The 20681-nt window shown below is 72.0% G+C and carries 18 protein-coding genes; 10 read left to right on the top strand and 8 right to left on the bottom strand.

Annotation, left to right across the window (positions count from 1 at the left end; all coding sequences use genetic code 11):
• Positions 1-3 precede the first annotated feature (3 nt).
• Together CR470_RS22480 and CR470_RS22475 are read right to left on the bottom strand one after the other, a co-directional pair.
• A complete protein-coding gene (locus CR470_RS22480) occupies positions 4-867 on the bottom strand; it encodes a carbohydrate kinase family protein (RefSeq protein WP_097869358.1) in 864 nt (287 codons plus the stop codon).
• Entirely contained in the window at positions 864-1835 is a 972-nt protein-coding gene (locus CR470_RS22475) for a pseudouridine-5'-phosphate glycosidase (protein ID WP_097869357.1), read from the bottom strand. Before CR470_RS22475 ends, CR470_RS22480 begins: the two co-directional genes overlap by 4 nt.
• Before the next feature lie 105 nt (positions 1836-1940).
• Here CR470_RS22475 and CR470_RS22470 point away from each other — a divergent pair, with 105 nt between their 5' ends.
• Positions 1941-2303, top strand: coding sequence for a cupin domain-containing protein (locus CR470_RS22470; RefSeq protein ID WP_097869356.1), 363 nt, complete (start codon positions 1941-1943; stop codon positions 2301-2303).
• A 91-nt stretch (positions 2304-2394) separates the two neighbouring features.
• Here the strand turns inward: CR470_RS22470 and CR470_RS22465 are convergent, their stop codons facing one another.
• From CR470_RS22465 to CR470_RS22455, 3 genes are all read right to left on the bottom strand, one after another.
• On the bottom strand, positions 2395-3597 hold the full coding sequence (locus CR470_RS22465; RefSeq protein WP_097869359.1) for an MFS transporter: 1203 nt from the start codon (positions 3595-3597) through the stop codon (positions 2395-2397).
• A 153-nt stretch (positions 3598-3750) separates the two neighbouring features.
• Positions 3751-4260 (bottom strand): methylated-DNA--[protein]-cysteine S-methyltransferase, encoded by a 510-nt coding sequence (locus CR470_RS22460; protein ID WP_097869355.1) that lies wholly within the window; start codon positions 4258-4260, stop codon positions 3751-3753.
• A 67-nt stretch (positions 4261-4327) separates the two neighbouring features.
• Positions 4328-5203 carry a glycerophosphodiester phosphodiesterase family protein gene (locus CR470_RS22455; RefSeq protein ID WP_097869354.1) on the bottom strand — a complete coding sequence of 292 codons (876 nt, stop codon included), beginning with the start codon at positions 5201-5203 and terminating at the stop codon, positions 4328-4330.
• A gap of 229 nt (positions 5204-5432) precedes the next feature.
• Here CR470_RS22455 and CR470_RS22450 point away from each other — a divergent pair, with 229 nt between their 5' ends.
• The 5 genes from CR470_RS22450 (at position 5433) to CR470_RS22430 (ending at position 12691) form a co-directional block, all read left to right on the top strand.
• Positions 5433-6263: an MHYT domain-containing protein gene (locus CR470_RS22450; RefSeq protein ID WP_097869353.1), complete on the top strand. Its 831-nt coding sequence runs from the start codon at positions 5433-5435 to the stop codon at positions 6261-6263.
• Between the two features lie 39 nt (positions 6264-6302).
• The gene (uvrB, locus tag CR470_RS22445) at positions 6303-8432 is read left to right on the top strand and encodes an excinuclease ABC subunit UvrB (protein WP_097869352.1); all 2130 of its coding nucleotides are present in this window, start codon (positions 6303-6305) and stop codon (positions 8430-8432) included.
• Between the two features lie 239 nt (positions 8433-8671).
• Positions 8672-9250 carry a TerD family protein gene (locus tag CR470_RS22440; RefSeq protein ID WP_097869351.1) on the top strand — a complete coding sequence of 193 codons (579 nt, stop codon included), beginning with the start codon at positions 8672-8674 and terminating at the stop codon, positions 9248-9250.
• A 225-nt stretch (positions 9251-9475) separates the two neighbouring features.
• A complete protein-coding gene (locus tag CR470_RS22435) occupies positions 9476-11431 on the top strand; it encodes a TerD family protein (RefSeq protein WP_097869350.1) in 1956 nt (651 codons plus the stop codon).
• A 240-nt stretch (positions 11432-11671) separates the two neighbouring features.
• Positions 11672-12691, top strand: coding sequence for a TerC family protein (locus CR470_RS22430; protein ID WP_097869349.1), 1020 nt, complete (start codon positions 11672-11674; stop codon positions 12689-12691).
• Positions 12692-12814: 123 nt separating this feature from the next.
• On the opposite strand, the gene CR470_RS22425 is transcribed toward CR470_RS22430, so the two are convergent.
• Complete coding sequence (locus CR470_RS22425; RefSeq protein WP_097869348.1) at positions 12815-13471, bottom strand: MBL fold metallo-hydrolase; 657 nt, start codon at positions 13469-13471, stop codon at positions 12815-12817.
• 10 nt (positions 13472-13481) lie between these two features.
• Positions 13482-14171, bottom strand: a complete 690-nt coding sequence (locus CR470_RS22420) for a maleylpyruvate isomerase family mycothiol-dependent enzyme (RefSeq protein WP_097869347.1) — start codon at positions 14169-14171, stop codon at positions 13482-13484.
• Positions 14172-14346: 175 nt separating this feature from the next.
• Here CR470_RS22420 and uvrA point away from each other — a divergent pair, with 175 nt between their 5' ends.
• Together uvrA and CR470_RS22410 are read left to right on the top strand one after the other, a co-directional pair.
• Positions 14347-17397: an excinuclease ABC subunit UvrA gene (gene uvrA, locus CR470_RS22415; protein WP_097869346.1), complete on the top strand. Its 3051-nt coding sequence runs from the start codon at positions 14347-14349 to the stop codon at positions 17395-17397.
• A 297-nt stretch (positions 17398-17694) separates the two neighbouring features.
• Positions 17695-18123, top strand: a complete 429-nt coding sequence (locus CR470_RS22410) for a Rieske (2Fe-2S) protein (RefSeq protein WP_097869345.1) — start codon at positions 17695-17697, stop codon at positions 18121-18123.
• A gap of 49 nt (positions 18124-18172) precedes the next feature.
• On the opposite strand, the gene CR470_RS22405 is transcribed toward CR470_RS22410, so the two are convergent.
• Positions 18173-19099: a hypothetical protein gene (locus tag CR470_RS22405; protein WP_097869344.1), complete on the bottom strand. Its 927-nt coding sequence runs from the start codon at positions 19097-19099 to the stop codon at positions 18173-18175.
• A gap of 228 nt (positions 19100-19327) precedes the next feature.
• On the opposite strand from CR470_RS22405, the gene CR470_RS22400 reads away from it, so the two are divergent.
• Both CR470_RS22400 and CR470_RS22395 read left to right on the top strand, forming a co-directional pair.
• Positions 19328-19936: a papain-like cysteine protease family protein gene (locus CR470_RS22400; protein ID WP_097869343.1), complete on the top strand. Its 609-nt coding sequence runs from the start codon at positions 19328-19330 to the stop codon at positions 19934-19936.
• Between the two features lie 4 nt (positions 19937-19940).
• Positions 19941-20681: hypothetical protein (locus tag CR470_RS22395; protein ID WP_107489493.1), on the top strand; the 741-nt coding region annotated here is incomplete at its 3' end.

The following is a 20681-nucleotide window of genomic DNA, read 5'->3' as shown; positions in this document are numbered from 1 at the left end:
CGCTCAGAGATGTGTATAAGAGACAGCGGCCATGTCGTCGGCCCCGGCCAGCAGGGCCGCGAGGAACCCGCCGGTGAACGCGTCGCCCGCCCCCGTCGAATCGACCGGCTCGCGCACCGGCGGGGCGGGGACACGGCCGACGACCTCGCCCCCGGCGGCCAGCACGGCGCCCCGCGCGCCCAGGGTGACGACGACGCGCGGGAACCACCGGCTCAACTCGGCCGCCGCGGACTCCGGCGCGGGCAGTCCGGTGAGCAGCCGGGCCTCGTCCGCGTTCGGCAGCAGCAGCTCCGCCCCCTCCGCGAACTCCAGGAAACGCTGGGGCCCCAGCTCGCCGAGGAACCCGGCCGACGCCGGGTCCACGCTCACCGGGACGCCCCGCTCCACGGCGGTGCGCAGCGCGAGGAGGGCGGCGGCCCGGCTCGTCGCGGCGAACAGGAGGTAGCCGGAGAGATGCAGCCGCCCTGTGCCGTCGAGCATCGTGGGCGCGAAATCCTCGACGGCGAGCCGCAGCACCGCCCCGCCGTCGGTCAGGAACGTGCGCTCGGCCGCCGCGTCGACCAGGGCGATGACGGTCGCCGTCGGGAACGCGTCGTCCACCGCCAGGAACGCCCGCACCCCCGCCCGCTCCAGCTCCTCCCGGTGCCAGTCGGCCGACTCCGCCCCCGCCCTGGCCAGCAGCCGGACCTCCGGGCAGCCGGAACGCACGGCCCAGCAGGCGACGTTGGCCCCCGCGCCGCCCGCCAGCGTACGGATCCGGGCCGCCGTGTCCGTACCGTGGGCGAGCGCCGATCCGTACCGCGCCACCACATCCGTGACCACGTCCCCCACCACCAACAGCCCACCGCCCGCCGCCGGACGGTTCACCGGGCGTCCGCCGCCGCGACGGCGATCCGCGCCGCGAGAGCCACGTTTCCGCGGACGGCCGCCAGGTTCGCCTCCAGCGACGCGCCCCCGGTCCGCCGCACCAGCTGGTCCAGCAGGAACGGAGTCACGCCCTGCCCCGAGATGCCCCGCTCCCGGCACGCGTCCAGCGCCTCCGCCAGCACCCGGTCGTGCAGTACCGGATCCAACTGAGCCCGTTCCGCCACGGGGTTGGCGACGATCAGCGCGGCTGCCGGGCCGCCCAGCACCTCCTTCGCCCGGATGACCTCCACCACCTCCTCGGGGCTGCGCACCGTCCAGTCGACGGGTTCGCCGGAGCTGCTCAGGTAGAAGCCGGGGAAGTGTTCGGTGCCGTAGCCGACGATGCCGACACCGAGGGTCTCCAGCCGCTGGAGGGTCGCCGGGACGTCGAGGATCGACTTGACCCCCGCGCAGACCACGGTGATCCCGGTGCGGGCGAGCAGCCGCAGATCGGCCGACTCGTCCTGGTTCTCGGCCCACTCCCGGTGTACGCCGCCGAGCCCGCCCGTCGCGAAGACGCCGAGGCCCGCCCGCGCCGCCAGGAACGCCGTCGCGGACACCGTCGTCGCCCCGCTCGCCCCGGCGGCGAGCGCCGGGGCGAGATCACGGTGCCCCAGCTTGCGTACCGCCGGGTCCCCGGCGATCCGCCCCAACTGGTCCTCGCTCAGGCCGACCTGGGCCCGCCCGTCCAGGACGGCGATGGTGGCCGGGACAGCGCCGGCGGACCGGACGAGCCCCTCCAGCTCCCGCGCCACGGACAGGTTGCGGGGGCGCGGCAGACCGTGCGCGATGATCGTCGACTCCAGCGCCACCACGGGCAGACCCGCCTCCAGCGCGGCGCGCACCTCCTCCGAGAGCGCTGGTTCGTAGGCGTCCGTCTCAGGGTTCTTCGTATCCGCGGGACGTTGGTCCGGTGGGTTCTGAGGCATGCCCCCATCCCTGTCGCGGCCGGCAGGGGCGCAAACCACGGACGGTGGACCCGTGGCGGGTCCTGGCGGTGGGGTGGCCGGAAGCGGTCGCTAAGGTGACCGGCCATGACGACACATGACCAGGTCCCCGCCTCCTTCGCCGTGCACATCCCGGACGCCGAACTCGTACCGGAACCCCTCGATCCGGCGCAGATCGTCTCGGGCGAACCCGTGGTGACGGGCAAGGTGCTCTGGGAATCGGCCGACGGCAAGCAGCTCCGGGGGATCTGGCAGATCACACCCGGCGTGGTCACCGACACCGAGGCGAACGAGCTGTTCGTGGTCGTCAGCGGACGGGCGACGGTCGAGGTCGAGGGCGGGGCGACGCTGGAGATCGGCCCGGGGGTCGCCTGCGTCCTGCGCGAGGGCGACCGGACGACCTGGACGGTTCACGAGACGCTCCGCAAGGCGTACCACATCAGCCTCTGACGGCGGTGGCTCGTAGCTGAGGCCGTCTCTGCGGCAGCCGTGGTGGCTGTGGCTGTGGCGGTGGTGGCCGGGGTAGCCGGTCCGGCGGGTGTCAGCCGCTGACCGTTCCCGGCCGCCGCAGGCTCCGGCGCAGGGCGATCGCGGCGACCGGCAACAGCAGAGCGGCGCCGATCGCGTTGAGGGGGCCGTACCCCCACTGCGCGACGATCACCCCGGCCGCCGCCCCGCCGACGGCCGCCGCCGCGTTCATGGTCAGGTCCGACAGCCCCTGCACCGCGGCGTGGGCCGACCGCGGTACCGCGTCGGTGAGCAGCGCCGAACCGGCGATCATCCCCGCCGACCAGCCGAGGCCCAGCAGGAACAGGCCCGCGGCGGTCTGCCCGTGCCGGGGCCCGGCGGTGCCCGCGAGCAGCGCGGCGCAGCTCAGCAGTCCGACGGCCAGCCCGATCACGGCCAGCCGGCCGAACCGGTCGGCCAGCCACCCCATCACCGGTGAGAACGCGTACATGCCCGCGATGTGCCCGCTGATCACGAGTCCGATCAACTGGAGACCCGCGCCGTGCCGGCCCAGGTCGACCGGGGTCATGACCATGATCGACACCATGGCGGTGTGCGACACGGTGACCGTCAGCAGGGCGAGCCGCGCCATCGGCGACTCCCGGACGGCCTCGACGCCGGCGCGCAGGGAGCGCTTCGGCGGCCCCGCCGGGCCCTCCGGGGCCAGGGCGCGGGCGGTGAGGAGCGGATCCGGACGCAGCGCGAGCGCCACGACCAGCCCGGCGAGCAGGAACACGGCTGCCGAGCACAGGTACGGTCCGGCGGCCTCGGGCACCGGCGTACCGCGGAACAGCCGGCCGGCCGGGGCCGAGATGTTGGGGCCCACGACCGAGCCGATCGTGGTGGCCCAGACGACGGTGGAGATCGCCCGCCCCCGCCGCTCCGGCCCCACCAGGTCGGCCGCCGCGAACCGGGCCTGGAGACCGGCCAGGGACCCCGCGCCGAACGCGGCCATGCCGAGCAGCAGCAGCGGGAAGCTGGGCAGCATCGTGGCGAGGACCACCAGGCCACCGCCCAGCGCACCGATCAGATAGGCGAGTGCCAGGCCGGACCTGCGGCCCCGGGCGGTCATCAGGGCGGCCAGCGGCAGTGACAGCAGCGCCGTGCCGACGACGGACGCGGTCGGCGCCAGCCCGGACAGCGCCTCCGACCCGCTCACCTCGGCGGCCAGTATCGGGGCCAGGGCGATGCCGACGGCCACGCCGAGGCCGCCGAGTATCTGGCTGACGATGAGCACGGCCGACGTCCGGCGCTGGAGAGCCGGCAGACCGGCGGCCGTGACCTGGGTGAGGGAGAGGGGTCGCGTCACCGGCGCAGTGTGTCACCGCCCGGCCGCCGCCGTGCACCCGGGCGGGTGAACGGGCCCTGACGGTGATCGATCGGACGCGTCCTAGAACAGCGGCTGCGGCAGGACCCCCTCCAGCGCCAGCAGCCGCCGCTTGGTCTCCAGACCGCCACCGAACCCGCCCAGGCCACCGTCGCTCTCCACCACCCGGTGACACGGAACCACCACCGGCAGTGGGTTGGCCCCCATGGCCGCGCCCACCGCCTGCGCCCCCTCCGGCCGGCCGACCCGTGCGGCCAGCTCCCCGTACCCGACGACCGTCCCGTAGGGCACCCCGGACGCCAGCTCGCGGAGCACCTCACGGTGGAACCCGGAGGTCAACGACCAGTCCAGCGCGAGGTCGAGATCCTGCCGCTCGCCCGCGAAATACGCCGCGAGCACGCGTATGGGCTCGGCGAGCCGCGCGGAGCCGGGCGCCTCCACCGGCTCCGCGCCGAACCGGGTCCGCAACCGGTCGAGGACCGTGTCCCGCACGGCGGGGCGGGCATGGAAGGACACACTCACCAGACCGGACCCGGTCGCGGCGAGCAGCAGCGGACCGACGTCGCTGTCCACGACGGTCCACTCGACGGCCGGCCCGGCACCGTCGGCGGAGAACCGACGGGCCCGCCACCCCGCCGCGTCAGCTCGTCGCGTCGCGCACCACGTCGGGGAAGTTGGTGATGATGCCGTCGACCCCGTAGTCGCGGGCCTTCGCCGCGTCCGCCGCCTTGTTGACCGTCCACGTGTTCACCCGCAGGCGCTTGCCGTGCGGGCCCTTGAGCCGCTGGACGGCCGCCACGTAGTCGGCGCCGATCGTCGCGTACGAGGGGTTGATCTGATCGGTGAACGCCGCGTACGAGGGCAGGTCCGCCACCGCGGGTGTGCCCAGGAAGCCGGTCGTGATGTCGGGGCGCAGGCTGTGCACCTTCTTCACGCTGTCGGCGCCGAAGCTCTGGATGACCAGCCGGCTCCGTACGTGGGAGCGGTCCAGCCACCCCGACCGCCCCAGGACCTGGATGATGTCCCGCTCGATGCCCGGGTAGGTCGCCGGGCTCTTGATCTCCAGGAGCAGCTTCTGCCGGTTGCGCTCCATACGGTCCAGGAACTGGGTGAGCGTCGGCACCCGGGCCCCGGCGAACCGCGCTCCGAACCAGCTGCCCGCGTCGAGCTTCGCCACCTCCGCCGCGGTGAAGTCCTTGACCGCCCACGGCGCCCGGTCGGGGAAGACCTGCTCGGCGTCCGTCGTGCGCTTCAGGTTGGTGTCGTGCAGCACGACGAGCACGCCGTCGCGGGTGCGGTGGACGTCGTTCTCGACCCATTCGATGCCGAGCGCGTCGGCGGCGTCGACGGCGGCGAGGGTGTTCTCCGGCGCGTAGCCCGACGCCCCCCGGTGGGCCACGACGACCGGGGCGTCCCGGCGCTCCGGAGCCTCGGGCCGGTCGGCGGGCAGCAGCAGAGCGCCGGCGCCGAGCAGGGCGGCGGCCGTGGTGGAGGCGGTGGCGGTGCGGACGAACACGGGGACTCCTCACGTCGGGAGTGTGCGGACACGCAGAGAGTGACAGCGGCTCGCCAACGCCCGGCGGGGCGGCGATGGCCGCGAAATGAACGGAACCTTCGAACCCGGGGCCACCGCCGGAGCAGGGCACGCGGCTGTGCCGATAAAATGTGCTTTCTTTGTCTGTCTGCCGGGACTCGCCCCTTAAGGACCCTCCTCGACCCCGGGCTTTCTCGAAGGGCGTACGCGCATGCAAGGAACAGTCGACGGATTCACCCACGGCCTGGTGACCCCGGTCGCGGCTTTCCTCATGGCCGCCCTGGGAGCCGCCCTCGGACTCCGCTGCACCACCCGGTCCCTTCATGCCGCGCGCACCTGGCGGGCCGGCTGGCTGGCGCTGGGTTCGCTGTCCATCGGCTCCGGGGTGTGGACCATGCACTTCGTCGCGATGACGGGCTTCACCGTCCGGGAGACGCCGATCTCCTACGACAAGCCCCTCACCTTCGCGGGCCTGGCCGTGGCCGTGGTGATGGTCGGCATCGGCATCTTCATTGTCGGGTACCGGGGCGCGACCCGCATGGCGTTGATCACGGGAGGCACCATCACCGGCCTCGGCATCGCCTCCATGCACTATCTCGGCATGGCGGGCATGCGCATGGACGCGCGGCTCGCGTACGACACCCCGCTCGTCGTCCTCTCGGTGCTGATCGCCGGATGCGCCGCCACGGGCGCCCTGTGGGCGGCCGTCACCCTCCGAGGAGCCCTCTCCGGCGTCGGCGCGAGCATCCTGATGGCCGTCGCCGTGACCGGGATGCACTACACCGGCATGGCCGCGCTCGACGTGCACCTGCACCTGCCGCCCACCCTGCCCTCCGACTTGGCCGACGTCCTGCCCGGCGACCGGCCCGCCGAGATGATCGGCCCGATGCTGGCCGGCCCCGGCTGCTTCCTGCTCCTCGCCGCCGTGGTGCTCCTGTTCGACCCCAGGGCCGTGACGGGCGGAGCCGCCCCGGACCCACGGGCGGGGCTGCGCCCGCGGAGCACCGGCCGGGAGGGGGCGGGAGGGGCCCGGTACCGCTGATCCGGGGCCGTTGTCAGTGGCGAGCCGTACGGTGGATGCATGCGGCCCGTTTCCAAGATCGAACGTTCGGTGGCGCCCTTCGAGGTCGTCAGTCCCTACCAGCCCAGCGGCGACCAGCCGGCGGCCATCGCCGAGCTGGAGCGGCGTATCCGCGCGGATGAGAAGGACGTCGTCCTGCTCGGCGCGACCGGCACCGGCAAGTCGGCGACCACCGCCTGGATGATCGAGAAGCTGCAGCGCCCCACCCTGGTGATGGCGCCGAACAAGACCCTCGCCGCCCAGCTGGCCAACGAGTTCCGTGAGCTCCTCCCGAACAACGCGGTGGAGTATTTCGTCTCGTACTACGACTACTACCAGCCCGAGGCGTACGTCCCGCAGTCGGACACCTACATCGAGAAGGACTCCTCCATCAACGAGGAGGTCGAGCGGCTGCGCCACTCGGCGACGAACTCGCTGCTCACCCGGCGCGACGTCGTCGTGGTCGCCTCCGTCTCCTGCATCTACGGCCTCGGCACGCCCCAGGAGTACGTGGACCGCATGGTCCAGCTCAAGGTCGGCGAGGAGATCGACCGCGACCAGCTGCTGCGCCGCTTCGTCGAGATGCAGTACAGCCGCAACGACCTGGCGTTCACCCGCGGCACCTTCCGGGTCCGGGGCGACACCATCGAGATCTTCCCGGTCTACGAGGAGCTCGCCGTCCGGATCGAGATGTTCGGCGACGAGATCGAGGCCCTGTCCACGCTCCACCCGCTGACCGGCGAGATCATCAGCGAGGACCCCACGGTCCACGTCTTCCCCGCCAGCCACTATGTCGCCGGGCCCGAGCGCATGGAGAAGGCCGTCAGCGGCATCGAACAGGAGCTGGAGCAGCGCCTGGCCGAGCTGGACAAGCAGGGCAAGATGCTGGAGGCCCAGCGACTGCGCATGCGCACCACGTACGACATCGAGATGCTCCGCCAGATCGGCACCTGCTCCGGCGTCGAGAACTACTCGATGCACTTCGACGACCGCGCCCCCGGCACCGCCCCCAACACCCTCCTCGACTACTTCCCGGACGACTTCCTGCTCGTCCTGGACGAGTCCCACGTCACGGTCCCGCAGATCGGCGCGATGTACGAGGGGGACGCCTCCCGCAAGCGGACCCTCGTCGACCACGGCTTCCGGCTGCCGTCCGCGATGGACAACCGGCCGCTGAAGTGGGAGGAGTTCCTGAAGCGGATCGACCAGACGGTCTACCTCTCCGCCACTCCGGGGAAGTACGAGCTCTCGCGCGGCGACGGGTTCGTCGAGCAGATCATCCGCCCCACCGGCCTGGTCGACCCGGAGGTCGTGGTCAAGCCCACCGAGGGCCAGATCGACGACCTGGTCCACGAGATCCGCAAGCGCGTCGAGCGCGACGAGCGGGTCCTGGTCACCACGCTCACCAAGAAGATGTCGGAGGACCTCACCGACTACTTCCTGGAGCTCGGCATCCAGGTCCGCTATCTGCACAGCGACGTCGACACCCTGCGCCGCATCGAGCTGCTGCGCGAGCTGCGCTCCGGCGAGTACGACGTGCTCGTCGGCATCAACCTCCTGCGCGAGGGCCTCGACCTCCCCGAGGTGTCCCTCGTGGCCATCCTCGACGCCGACAAGCAGGGCTTCCTGCGCTCCGGCACCTCACTCATCCAGACCATCGGCCGCGCCGCCCGTAACGTCTCCGGCCAGGTCCACATGTACGCCGACAAGATCACTCCGGCCATGGCGCAGGCGATCGACGAGACGAACCGCCGCCGCGAGAAGCAGGTCGCGTACAACACCGAGCGCGGCATCGACCCGCAGCCGCTGCGCAAGAAGATCAACGACATCGTCGCGACCATCGCCCGTGAGGAGGTCGACACCGAGCAGCTGCTCGGCACCGGCTACCGGCAGGGCAAGGAGGCCAAGGCGCCGGTGCCCGCGCTCGGCGGCAAGGCCGCCAAGGGCGGGGCGAAGGGGAGGGCGGCCTCGCCGGGCGCGGTTCTCAGCGACCGGCCCGCGACCGAGCTGGCCGGGATCATCGAGGAGATGACCGAGCGGATGCGGGCCGCCGCCGCGGATCTGCAGTTCGAGGTGGCCGCCCGGCTGCGCGACGAGGTCGGTGAACTGAAGAAGGAACTGCGCCAGATGAAGGAAGCGGGTCTCGCCTGATCCCGGTGACCCGACCGGCGCGGGATCGCCGCTGAAGAGTGCCGGTCCCGCGCCGGTTCCGGAGCGGATTCCGGCGGGGGTCAGGGCGTGGATTGCGTGGCGCCGGGCCCACCGTGCCGGGTGTGTTGCAAGACCGACACGAAAACGGACCGAGCCTGCTGCCGCCCGGGGTGGAATGCGTAGGGTGCGGGGAAACCGCACACGGATGGTTGCGGGGCAATGCCGAGAGGGGACAGCGCGTGACGGTCAATATGACCAAGGGTCAGGCCATCAGCCTGCAGAAGAGCGACGGGGGGACCCTGACCGCGGTACGGATGGGGCTCGGCTGGCAGGCGGCTCCGCGCCGTGGCCTGTTCGGTTCGCGCACCCGCGAGGTCGACCTGGACGCCTCGGCGGTGCTCTTCGCCGAGAAGCAGCCGGTCGACGTCGTGTTCTTCCGCCACCTCGTCAGCGATGACGGCTCGGTCAAGCACACCGGTGACAACCTGGTCGGCGGCGCCGGCGCCGGCGGCGACGACGAGGCGATCCTCGTCGACCTCCAGCGCGTACCGGTCCACATCGACCAGATCGTCTTCACGGTGAACTCCTTCACCGGGCAGACGTTCCAGGAGGTCCGACACGCCTTCTGCCGCATCGTCGACGAGACCAACGGCCAGGAGCTCGCCCGGTACACGCTCGACGGCGGCGGCCAGTACACCGCCCAGATCATGGCGAAGGTGCACCGCGCGGGCAGCGGATGGCAGATGACGGCCCTCGGGAACCCGGCCAACGGCCGCACGTTCCAGGACCTGATGCCGTCGATCCTTCCGCACCTGTAGGACCCGCACCGGTCCGGCGGGGCCGACACCGCAACGGCCGGGGGTGGCTCCCGGCGGCATCCGCCGCCGGGAGCCACCCCCGCACGCGGCACGCACAGGACCCATACGCGCGACACCGGGTCACGCACGTCCGTACACGGTCACGCACGCACGGCACAGCAGAACACGGCATCGCACGGCACCGCGCCCACGAGCGCGCGGGCCATCGTCGAGGGGGACAGGGCAATGACGGCCGAACTGGTCCGGGGGCAGAACCACACCTTGCCCCAGACCCGTCTGGAGATCCGGGTCTCGGCGGGCACGCCCGTCGTGGCCGGGGCCACCCTCGGCGACGAACGGGGCACGGTGCGCGGCGTCGAGTGGATCGCCCACCCCGGCTCGCCCCAGCTCCCCGGGCTGGAGGTCTCCCAGCAGGCGGCGGCCGACCACCGCCTCGCCGTCGACCTGGAGGCGTTGCCGACCGGCGCCCACCGGGTCACCGTGCTGCTCGCACTCCCCGTCGGAGCGGGCGGCCCGGCACGGTTCGGCGCCGTCCCCGCCCCCTTCGTCGCCGTCACCGGGCTCGACGGCGCCGAGATCGCCACCTTCACGCTCACCGGCCTGGACGCCGAGTCCGCGGTCAGCGCCCTGGAGCTCTACCGCCGCCAGGACGCCTGGAAGGTCCGCGCCGTGGGACAGGGGTACGCCGGCGGGCTCGCCGAGATGCTCGCCGACCAGGGCGTGGCCGAGGCCGCCGGACTGGCCGGATCCATTCAGGAGGCCGTCACCCGGGGCCTGGCCCGTTCGGTGACGCGGCCACCCCGGCCCCAGGGAGGCGACCGCGTACGGCACGCGACGGGTGCCGCGGACCACCGCCCGCCCCCACCGCCCCCGGCCCCCGAGCCGCTGACCGACCCGGCCACCACCCCTGAGCCGCACTCCGCCCAGGGCCCGGCCGCCGCGTCACCCGCCGCCGACGGCCCCATCAACTACGCGCACCCCAGGCGGCAGCACACGGCACCCCCGTCGCCCCCGCCCGCCGCGCCTCCGGCCCAGCCCGGACAGGCCGCGCAGCCGGTCGCCGGGGACGCCACCGGCTGGTCGATGGACGAGCGCCTCTACAACCAGATCTGGGGCATGTTCGAGGACCTGGCCCGCGCCGTCGCCGCCTACCGCTCCGCCGTGGACTTCGCCGAGTCCCGCATGGACCAGGAGATCGACCGGGCGCTCTCCGTCCCGCGCAACCGGATCGGCGGCGCGGGCGACCGTGCCCGCGAGGGGGCTCGCGCCAAGCGCGACGAGCTGGCCGTCCGGGCCCGGGAGGCCCTCGACCGCGATCTGGCCCAGCTGGCCGCCGAGGCGGCCGTCGTCGAGCCCGCGCTCCCGGCCGCGTACGCCGGATGGGCCAACCCCGTCTGGCACGCCCACCAGGTCCCCATGGAGATACCGATGGCCCTGCGCATCGGCGACCTCCACCTTCCCGAGCGCACCGACCTGCGCGTCCCGCTGCTCGTCCGGCTGCCGCTGGAGCGCGGGATCTGGGTGGACAGCGGACGGACGGCGTCGGAGGCGGCCGCCCCGATGGACACGGACCGGCTGCGCCGGCTGGCCGTGGAGACCGCGGTCACCCACGCGGCGCGGCTGCTCGCGGTGTATCCCCCCGGTGAGTTCTCGGTGCACGTCATCGACCCGGCGGGCGCCGCGGCCGGCCCGCTCGCGCCGCTGGTCGACGCGGGCGTCCTCGCGGGGCCTCCCGCCGCCGGACCCGGGGGAGTGGCCTCGGTCCTCGCCCACCTCACCCGGCGGGTGGACCTGGTGCAGATGGCGGTGCGGGCCGGGGCGGCCGATTCGCTCCCGCCCGATCTGGACACCGGCGAGCAGCTCCTGGTGGTCAACGACTTCCCGCACGGTTTCGACGACCGGGCCGTCACCCAGCTCCGCTATCTCGCCGACGAGGGCCCCGCGGTCGGGGTGCACCTCCTGATGGTCGCGGACCGGGAGGAGGCCAGTGCCTACGGGCCGGTGCTCGACCCGCTGTGGCGTTCGCTGTTGCGGATCACCCCGGTCGCCGACAGCCACCTCGCCGATCCCTGGGTAGGGCACGCCTGGACGTACGAGCCGCTGACCGTCCCGCCGGGCAGCCGCGTCCTGGAACAGGTGCTCGCGGCGGTGGCAGCCGCCCGCCGAGCCGCCGGCCGCTGACGAGCACACGGTTCTGAGCTGCGGTTTTGACGATCCCTTTACCCTTTCCTTTACCTTTCCTTGGTGATGCCTGTACTGTTTGGGGAACGGAGGGGAGTACTCCTTACGCGGCGTCCCGTCAATACGGACCGTTATCGGTCCCGGGGCGCCGGCCCAGGCGCGCACACCACGTGCGGGGTGGAAGAGACCTCCGGCAGCGACGACGCTGATCAGTAGCCGTAGCGAACTGCCGGAGGCGCAGTGGACGTTTCATGGACCGTATGGGCCCTGACCATTCTTGGTTTGTCAGCCCTGATCGCCGTCGACTTCTTCATCGGGCGCAAGCCCCATGACGTGTCGACCAAGGAAGCCGGAATCTGGACGATCGTCTGGATCGCGCTGGCCGTGCTCTTCGGTGCCGGGCTCGCGGTCTTCGGTGAGACCCAGGCCTCCGGCGAGTTCTTCGCGGGATTCATCACCGAGAAGTCGCTGAGCGTTGACAACCTCTTCGTCTTCGTCCTGATCATGGCGAAGTTCTCGGTGCCCTCACACCTCCAGCAGCGTGTGCTGCTCATCGGTGTGCTGATCGCCCTGGTGCTCCGGGCGATCTTCATCGCCGCCGGTGCCGCCGTGATCGCGAACTTCTCGTGGGTGTTCTACATCTTCGGCGCGTTCCTGATCTACACCGCCTGGAAGCTCATCCAGGAGGCGCGCGCCGACGAGGAGGACGAGGAGTTCGAGGAGAACCGCCTCCTCAAGAAGATCGAGCACCGCTTCGGTGTCGCCGACCAGTACCACGGCACGAAGCTCTTCATCCAGAAGAACGGCAAGCGCATCATGACCCCGCTGATGGTGGTCATGCTCGCCATCGGTATGACGGACGTGCTGTTCGCGCTGGACTCCATCCCGGCGATCTTCGGCCTGACCCAGGACCCGTACATCGTCTTCACGGCCAACGCGTTCGCGCTGATGGGTCTGCGTCAGCTGTACTTCCTCATCGGCGGTCTGCTGAAGAAGCTGGTCCACCTCAGCTACGGCCTGTCGGTGATCCTCGGCTTCATCGGCGTCAAGCTGGTGCTGCACGCCCTGCACGAGTCCGGGGTGCACGTGCCCGAGATCTCCATCCCGTTCTCGCTCTCCGTCATCTGCGGCGTCCTGGTGATCACCACGATCACCAGCCTGATCGCCAACAAGAAGCAGGCGGCGGCCGAGGCGGAGGAGGCCGCGAAGGCCGAGACCGCCGGCCCGGCCGACGAGGAGAGCAAGAGCGTCAACAGCTGACCCGGGGCCGCCCCGAGCGGCACAGGGACACACCGGCAGCGGCCGGGGCGGTAACGGCGAAGGCCGTCCGCTCCGGCCGCTGCCGCGTGCGTATGGGTACGGGTGGTGGGTGGTGTGTGCGGGCTACCAGCCGCGGGCACGCCACTCGGGCAGCTGGGGCCGCTCGTCACCGAGCGTCGTGTCGTGGCCGTGGCCCGGGTAGACCCACGTCTCGTCGGGCAGCCGGTCGAACAGCTTCGTCTCGACGTCGTGCAAGAGGCTCGCGAACGCCTCGGGATCCTGACGGGTGTTTCCGACCCCGCCCGGGAACAGGCAGTCCCCGGTGAACAGATGCGGAGCGCCGTGCGGGTCGTCGTAGACCAGGGCGATGGAGCCCGGGGTGTGACCGGCCAGATGGCGGGCGGTCAGCTCGACCCGGCCGACGGTGACGGTGTCGCCGTCCTCGACCGGGACGTCGGTCGGGACGGGGATGCCCTCGGTGTCGTAGCGTCCCGCGTACGTCCGGGCGCCGGTCGCCCCGACCACCTCGGCCAGCGCCTGCCAGTGGTCCCCGTGCCGGTGGGTGGTGACGACGGAGGCGATTCCGTCGTCACCGATCAGCGCGAGCAGGGTCTGCGGCTCGGCGGCCGCGTCGATCAGCAGCTGCTCGCCGGTCGTCCGGCAGCGCAGCAGATAGGCGTTGTTGTTCATCTCGCCGACGGCGACCTTGGAGATCATCAGATCCGTCAGTTCGTGCACGCTCGCCGGTCCGCCGACCTTCACCGCTCCGCTGTACGTCATACGGATCAGCCTATAGCGGAGGCAGCGCGGGCAGAGGGCCCCCGGCCACGGTCAGGGCGGAGCCGTCACGGCGGCCGCAGAGCCAGCCCAGCAGCTCGGCGGCGGACCCCTGCACCGTCACCAGGGCGCTCGGCGGGCCGCCTCCGGTGCTCCAGGTGCGGCCGTCCAGGTCGGTCAGCGCGGTGGCGGGCACGTCCTGGTTGCCCAGGAAGCGCTCGGTCAGGAAGGCGATCTCCCGCGACACGAACTCCGCCGGCAGGTCCTCCAGCTCGTAGCCGACGTCCAGGTCGACGTGGTGCAGCTCCACCTCGACCCAGCGCCGGAAGGGGACCCGGGCGGCGGAGTCCGTCACGCCGTTGCGCAGGGTGACCGTACGGGACCAGTCGGCGGGTTCGGCGGCGGCCGCCAGGAAGCCGTCCGCGCTCTCCCGCAGGTCGGTCAGCTGCTCGGCCGCCGGGCGGGGGGCGCCGTCGGCGATGTCGGCGTCCCGGGTTTCGCTGCTCGCGTACATCGGGAGGCCCCGGAGAACATTTCCGATCGCGTCGGCGTTACGTGAGAGGTGGGCCAGAACATGGCCCCGACTCCATCCGGGCAACCGTGACGGCTCGGCGACGGCGGCGTTGTCCAGTTTGCCGACTGCGTCGAGCAGCCGTTCGGTCGCTTCGCGTACAGCTCCCAGGTCGTGCGCATGATCAATCATACGGTCGAGCCTAGCTCTGCCACTCATTCGGGTGAAGGAGTCCGAGGGCGGCCGTAAATCGAATGTGCGTGCTATACGCTCGGAATCGAAAGCTTCTCACACCACTGTGGCGCCCCCCATACCCTGGGAGAGGGGCTCAGTTCCCCCGCTTCTCTCTAGAAAGGTGCGGACCGGCGTGGCCGACCGTCTCATCGTCCGTGGCGCGCGCGAGCACAACCTGAAGAACGTCTCGCTCGACCTGCCCCGCGACTCCCTCATCGTCTTCACCGGGCTCTCCGGGTCGGGCAAGTCGTCCCTCGCGTTCGACACGATCTTCGCCGAGGGGCAGCGCCGCTACGTCGAGTCGCTCTCCTCGTACGCCCGCCAGTTCCTCGGCCAGATGGACAAGCCGGACGTCGACTTCATCGAAGGTCTCTCCCCGGCGGTCTCCATCGACCAGAAGTCGACCTCGCGCAATCCGCGCTCGACGGTCGGCACCATCACCGAGGTCTACGACTACCTCCGGCTGCTCTTCGCCAGGATCGGCAAGCCGCACTGCCCCGAGTGCCGCCGGCCCATCGCGCGCCAGTCGCCGCAGGCCATCGTCGACAAGGTTCTCGGCCTGCCGCAGGGCAGTCGCTTCCAGGTCCTCTCGCCGCTGGTGCGCGAGCGCAAGGGCGAGTTCGTCGACCTCTTCGCCGACCTCCAGACCAAGGGCTACAGCCGCGCTCGGGTCGACGGCGTCACCATCCAGCTCTCCGAGCCGCCCACGCTCAAGAAGCAGGAGAAGCACACCATCGAGGTGGTCGTCGACCGCCTCACCGTCAAGGACGGCGCCAAGCGCCGGCTGACCGACTCGGTCGAGACCGCGCTCGGTCTCTCCGGCGGCATGGTCGTGCTCGACTTCGTCGACCTCCCCGAGGACGACCCCGAGCGCGAGCGGATGTTCTCCGAGCACCTCTACTGCCCGTACGACGACCTCTCCTTCGAGGAGCTGGAGCCGCGCTCCTTCTCCTTCAACTCGCCCTTCGGCGCCTGCCCCGACTGCACCGGCATCGGCACCCGCATGGAGGTCGACCCGGAGCTGATCGTCCCGGACGAGGAGAAGTCCCTCGACGAGGGCGCGATCCACCCCTGGTCCCACGGCCACACCAAGGAGTACTTCGGCCGCCTCATCGGCGCGCTCTCCGAAGCGCTCGGCTTCCGTACGGACATCCCCTGGGCCGGGCTGCCGCAGCGGGCCAAGAAGGCCCTGCTCTTCGGCCACAAGATCCAGACCGAGGTCCGCTACCGCAACCGGTACGGGCGCGAGCGCGCCTACACCACCCCCGCCTTCGAGGGTGCGGTGCAGTTCGTCAAGAGGCGTCACACCGAGGCCGAGAGCGACTCCAGCCGGGAGCGCTTCGAGGGCTACATGCGCGAGGTGCCCTGCCCGACCTGCGAGGGCACCCGGCTGAAGCCGATCGTGCTCGCGGTGACGGTGATGGAGAAGTCCATCGCCGAGGTCGCCGCGATGTCGATCAGCGAGTGCGCCGAGTTCCTCGGCCGCCTCAAGCTGAACGCCCGCGACAAGAAGATCGCCGAGCGGGTGCTCAAGGAGGTCAACGAGCGGCTGAAGTTCCTCGTCGACGTCGGCCTGGACTATCTGTCGCTGAACCGCGCGGCCGGCACCCTGTCCGGCGGCGAGGCCCAGCGCATCCGGCTGGCCACCCAGATCGGCTCCGGCCTGGTCGGCGTGCTGTACGTCCTGGACGAGCCGTCCATCGGCCTGCACCAGCGCGACAACCACCGCCTGATCGAGACCCTGGTCCGGCTCCGCGACATGGGCAACACGCTCATCGTCGTCGAGCACGACGAGGACACCATCAAGGTCGCCGACTGGGTCGTCGACATCGGCCCCGGCGCCGGCGAGCACGGCGGCAAGGTCGTCCACTCCGGCTCGCTCAAGGAGCTGCTGGCCAACAAGGAGTCGATCACCGGCCAGTATCTGTCCGGCAAGCGGTCCATCCCGACGCCGGACATCCGCCGCCCGGTCGACCCGGTCCGGAGCCTCACCGTGCACGGCGCCCGGGAGAACAACCTCCAGGACATCGACGTCTCCTTCCCGCTCGGCGTCCTCACCGCCGTCACGGGCGTCTCCGGGTCCGGGAAGTCGACGCTGGTCAACGACATCCTCTACACCCACCTGGCCCGCGAGCTGAACGGCGCCAAGTCGGTCCCCGGCCGCCACACCCGGGTCGACGGCGACGACCTCGTCGACAAGGTGGTGCACGTCGACCAGTCGCCGATCGGCCGCACCCCCCGCTCCAACCCGGCCACGTACACCGGAGTCTTCGACCACGTCCGCCGGCTCTTCGCCGAGACGATGGAGGCGAAGGTGCGCGGCTATCTGCCGGGCCGCTTCTCCTTCAACGTCAAGGGCGGCCGCTGCGAGAACTGCTCCGGCGACGGCACCATCAAGATCGAGATGAACTTCCTGCCCGACGTGTACGTCCCGTGCGAGGTCTGCCACGGAGCGCGCTACAACCGGGAGACCCTGGAGGTCCACTACAAGGGCAAGTCCATCGCCGAGGTGCTGGACATGCCGATCGAGGAGGGCCTGGAGTTCTTCGAGGCCGTCCCGACGATCGCCCGCCACCTCCGTACGCTCAACGAGGTCGGCCTCGGCTATGTGCGGCTGGGCCAGTCCGCGCCGACCCTCTCCGGCGGTGAGGCGCAGCGCGTCAAGCTGGCGAGCGAGCTCCAGAAGCGCTCCACCGGCCGCACGGTCTACGTCCTGGACGAGCCGACCACCGGTCTGCACTTCGAGGACATCAGCAAGCTGATCACCGTGCTCTCCGGTCTGGTGGACAAGGGCAACACGGTCATCGTCATCGAGCACAACCTCGATGTCATCAAGACCGCCGACTGGGTCGTCGACATGGGCCCCGAGGGCGGCAACGGCGGTGGCCTGGTGGTAGCCGAGGGGACGCCGGAGCAGGTCGCCTCGGTCCCCGCCAGCCACACCGGAAAGTTCCTCCAGTCCATCCTGGACGCGGACCGCGTCAGCGAGGCCGCGGTGCCCTCCGGGCGGGGGGCGGCCCGCAAGGCGGCCGCCCGCAGGGCCACCCCGGCGAAGAAGACGGCAGCGGCGGCCAAGAAGGCCGCGGTGACCAAGGCGAACGCCACGGGCGTCAAGGCCGGTACGGCCAAGGCGGCCACCAGGACGGCCGCCGCCAAGAAGGCCACCCGCGCCCGCAAGGCCTGAGCAAGGCCTGAGCAAGGCCTGAGAGAGTCCCGAGCGGCCGTCCGGCCCGGCAGCCGCTCGCCCTCGCCGACGGCGGCGGTCCCCACAGCACCAAGGGGGCCGCCGCCGCCCGTCGGGGCAGCCGCTCCGGCCCGGTCGCGGGGCTTCCGATCCCCGCCGGTATCGTCGGTTCTGTCACCGGCACGCAGGGCCACCGTCGCCGCCCCGCCCTGCCCGGCGACACGGATCCGCCGTGATCCACCCCGGAACGACCAGCCCCACCGTGATCCACCCCGAACAACAACCCGTGGAGTCCGCATGCCCGGCCTGCCCGCCGCCCGCCGTACCGTGCTGAAGGGCGCCGCGCTCGCCGGCGCCGCCGGGCTGGGAGCGGCCGCCTGCTCCACCGAGTCCAAGCTCGGCCACGCCGAGAACCCCACCCCCACCGCCCCCGTCGATCTCGGGGCCGCCTCCGAGGTGCCCGTCGGCGGGGCCAAGCTCTACCGCGAGCAGCGCCTGGTCGTCGTCTGCCCGGCGAAGGGCGAGTACAAGGCGTTCAGCGCCCAGTGCACCCACGGCGGCTGTGTCCTGGACAAGGTCGAGGGCACCGAGGGTCACTGCCCCTGCCACGGCAGCCGCTTCGACATGACCACCGGCAAGCCGGTGAAGGGCCCGGCGACCGTGCCGCTGCCCGCCGTCCCGGTCACCGCCGAGGGCGGAAAGCTCGTCGCGGGCCCCGACGCCTGACGCGCCACCGCGGCCCGGACGACTGAGACCCCCACGGCCTCGGCCGCCCTCACTCCCAGTCCCAGTCGATCCCGATCAGGCCCGGCCGTACGCTCCCCTCCACCAGGTGCACGGTCCGGTGCCGGCCGGTCAGGGTGAGATCCTCGCGGGACCCGCGCACCGCCCCCGCCGACGCCTGGGCGAACCGGCGGCACCGCACCGGGAGCGCCGCCTCGTCGAAGCCGACCTGGAGCACGTACTGCCCGCCCCCGAAGGTGAAGCCGCGCACGTACTCGCCGCCGGCCCCGCCCGTACCGTCCTCGAAGCCGTAGCCGAAGAGGTACGTCTCACCGGAGCGCAGCCGGGTGTCGAAGAGTAGCTCCGCCACCAGCACCCCCGCGTCCCGGTCCCAGCGGACCCGGCCCGTCCGGCAGTTCTCCAGGGCCCGCACCGCGATCCGTGACGGGTCGCAGCCGGGGTCGCCCCGGTGGACCGCGAGATAGCGGTCGACGCCGTCCCGGTGCGCGCGCACCACGTGCTGCGACGTGCGGCCGGCCAGCTCGCGCCGCGCCCCGATCCGTACCCGCTCCTGGTGCCCCACGGTGTGCAGGCCGCCGTCCACGGGTGACTCCATCGCCGCGAGGAGCCGCTCCACCGAGCCCGACGCCTCCAGGAGCGACCGGTAGGAGCGGGCGGCCGGGCGGTCCCCGTCCGCCGGGGCGTCACCGTCGCGCAGCAGCCGCAGCAGCGAGTCGTCCGGCAGCGCGAGTACCTCCTCCAGCGCCCGCACGGCCCGCAGCGACTCGGCCCGCCGGGGGCGGCGCACCCCCTGCTGCCAGTAACTGAGACTGGTCACCCCGAGTTTGACGCCCCGGTGCGCCAGATGGTGCCGCACCCGCTGGAGCGGCAGCCCGCGCACCGACAGAGCGGTGCGCAACGCCAGATGGAACGGTCCGGTCCGCAGTACCTGTGCCAGTTCGGTCTCGGTCTGCCGCATGGCGGGCCTCCGGTGAACGTTCACGTGGGGAGTGGCGACACCGCCCCCGGGGGGATGCGAGGGAGCAGGTGACCGGGACAGGACCGTTCACACGGACGCCGTGCCGTTCACACCGTGATGTCACCTCGCATTGAAGCGTGTTGACCTGCTCCGGACAACGCCGGATGCTCATCGTCAGCGTCCGGACGCGCTCCTCCGATCCCCACCCCCCGCATTGGGAGGAACGCCATGCGCAACCGAAGAGTCAGGCCCGGAAGGTTCTCGTTCACCGCCCTCCTGGCCGCCGTCCTGCTCGCCGTCCCCGCGGGCACCGCCACCGCCGCCCAGTCCCCGGACGGAGCCGGCAGCTCCGTCGCCGCCGCCCAGCGGCTCAACATCACCATGCAGGCACAGCAGCAGAGCAACTGGTGCTGGGCGGCCGGCGGCACCACCATCGCCGCCTGGTTCGGCCGCAACCACTCCCAGAACCAGTTCTGCAACGCCGCCTTCAACCGCGGCCAGAACTCCCAGTGCCCCAACTCGCAGGCCACCCTCGGCAACGTCCAGACCGGCCTGTCCTGGGCCGGGATCAGGCCCGGCAGTTACGTCACCGGCTGGCTGCGCTACCCGACCGTGCAGGGGGAGATATCCGCGCAGCGCCCCATCGAGACCCGTATCCAGTGGTCGTCCGGCGGCGGCCACATGCATGTCATCTACGGGTACGACGACGCCAACAGCTGGGTCTACTGGGGCGATCCGTGGCCCTCCAGCGACCGCTACAACTGGGCCTCGCACGCCTGGTACGTCAACAACAACGAGTTCTCCTGGACCCACTCGCTCTACCGGATCGGGGCGTGAGGTCATGAACTCCACCACCCGGCGCATCGCCGTCGCCACCGCCCTCACCGGCGCCGCCCTGTTCACCGCCGCCGCTCCCGCCCTCGCCGACGACGGCCGGGCGGCCCCGCCGAAGCTGACCGCCGCCACCCTCGAAGCGGCCCACGAGGCCGCCACCGAGCCCGAGACCCTGGACACCCTGTCCCGGTTCTTCGCCCGGGAGGGCGCGGTGAGCAGGGCGGCGAGCGCACCCAGGATCGAGGGGAGGGCCGTTCCCGTCCGCACGCTCTCCGCCGCTTTCGTCGCCGGACATCGGGGGGCCGCCCCGAGCACCGTGGACTACCTGGCCAGCACCGCCGTCTCCTCCGACGGCCAGAAGGCCTCCCTGTGGACCGTCCCCGGGACGGACGGGGGAGACCGGTGGCAGGTGGTGAACATCGCCACCGGCGACGACGAGGCCCGCTACACCGCGCAGGGGGCCCGCGCGCTCCCCGGCGGCACCGTCTTCCGCGAACCGCAGATCGACGCCTGGTACGTCCACAACGGCTCCCGGGTGCTCCCGCTGGACGAGGACGCGAAGGCCGCCGTAGGCGCCCGCGGCACGGCGCTCAGCGCCTACCGGACCCGCGTCCAGGAGGCGTACGGCGACAAGCTGCCCGGCTCCGGATACGCCCGCTCCGGCAAGGCGGGCGGCTACGGCCCCGAGGCGGCCACCGGCACCGGGGGAGCCCCGGCGGCCGCACCCGCCCCCGGCCCGGTCGCGGAC

The sequence above is a fragment of the Streptomyces sp. rh34 genome, assembly GCF_002551245.1.
GTDB lineage: Bacteria > Actinomycetota > Actinomycetes > Streptomycetales > Streptomycetaceae > Streptomyces.
This window is presented reverse-complemented; position numbering and strand designations above follow the sequence as displayed.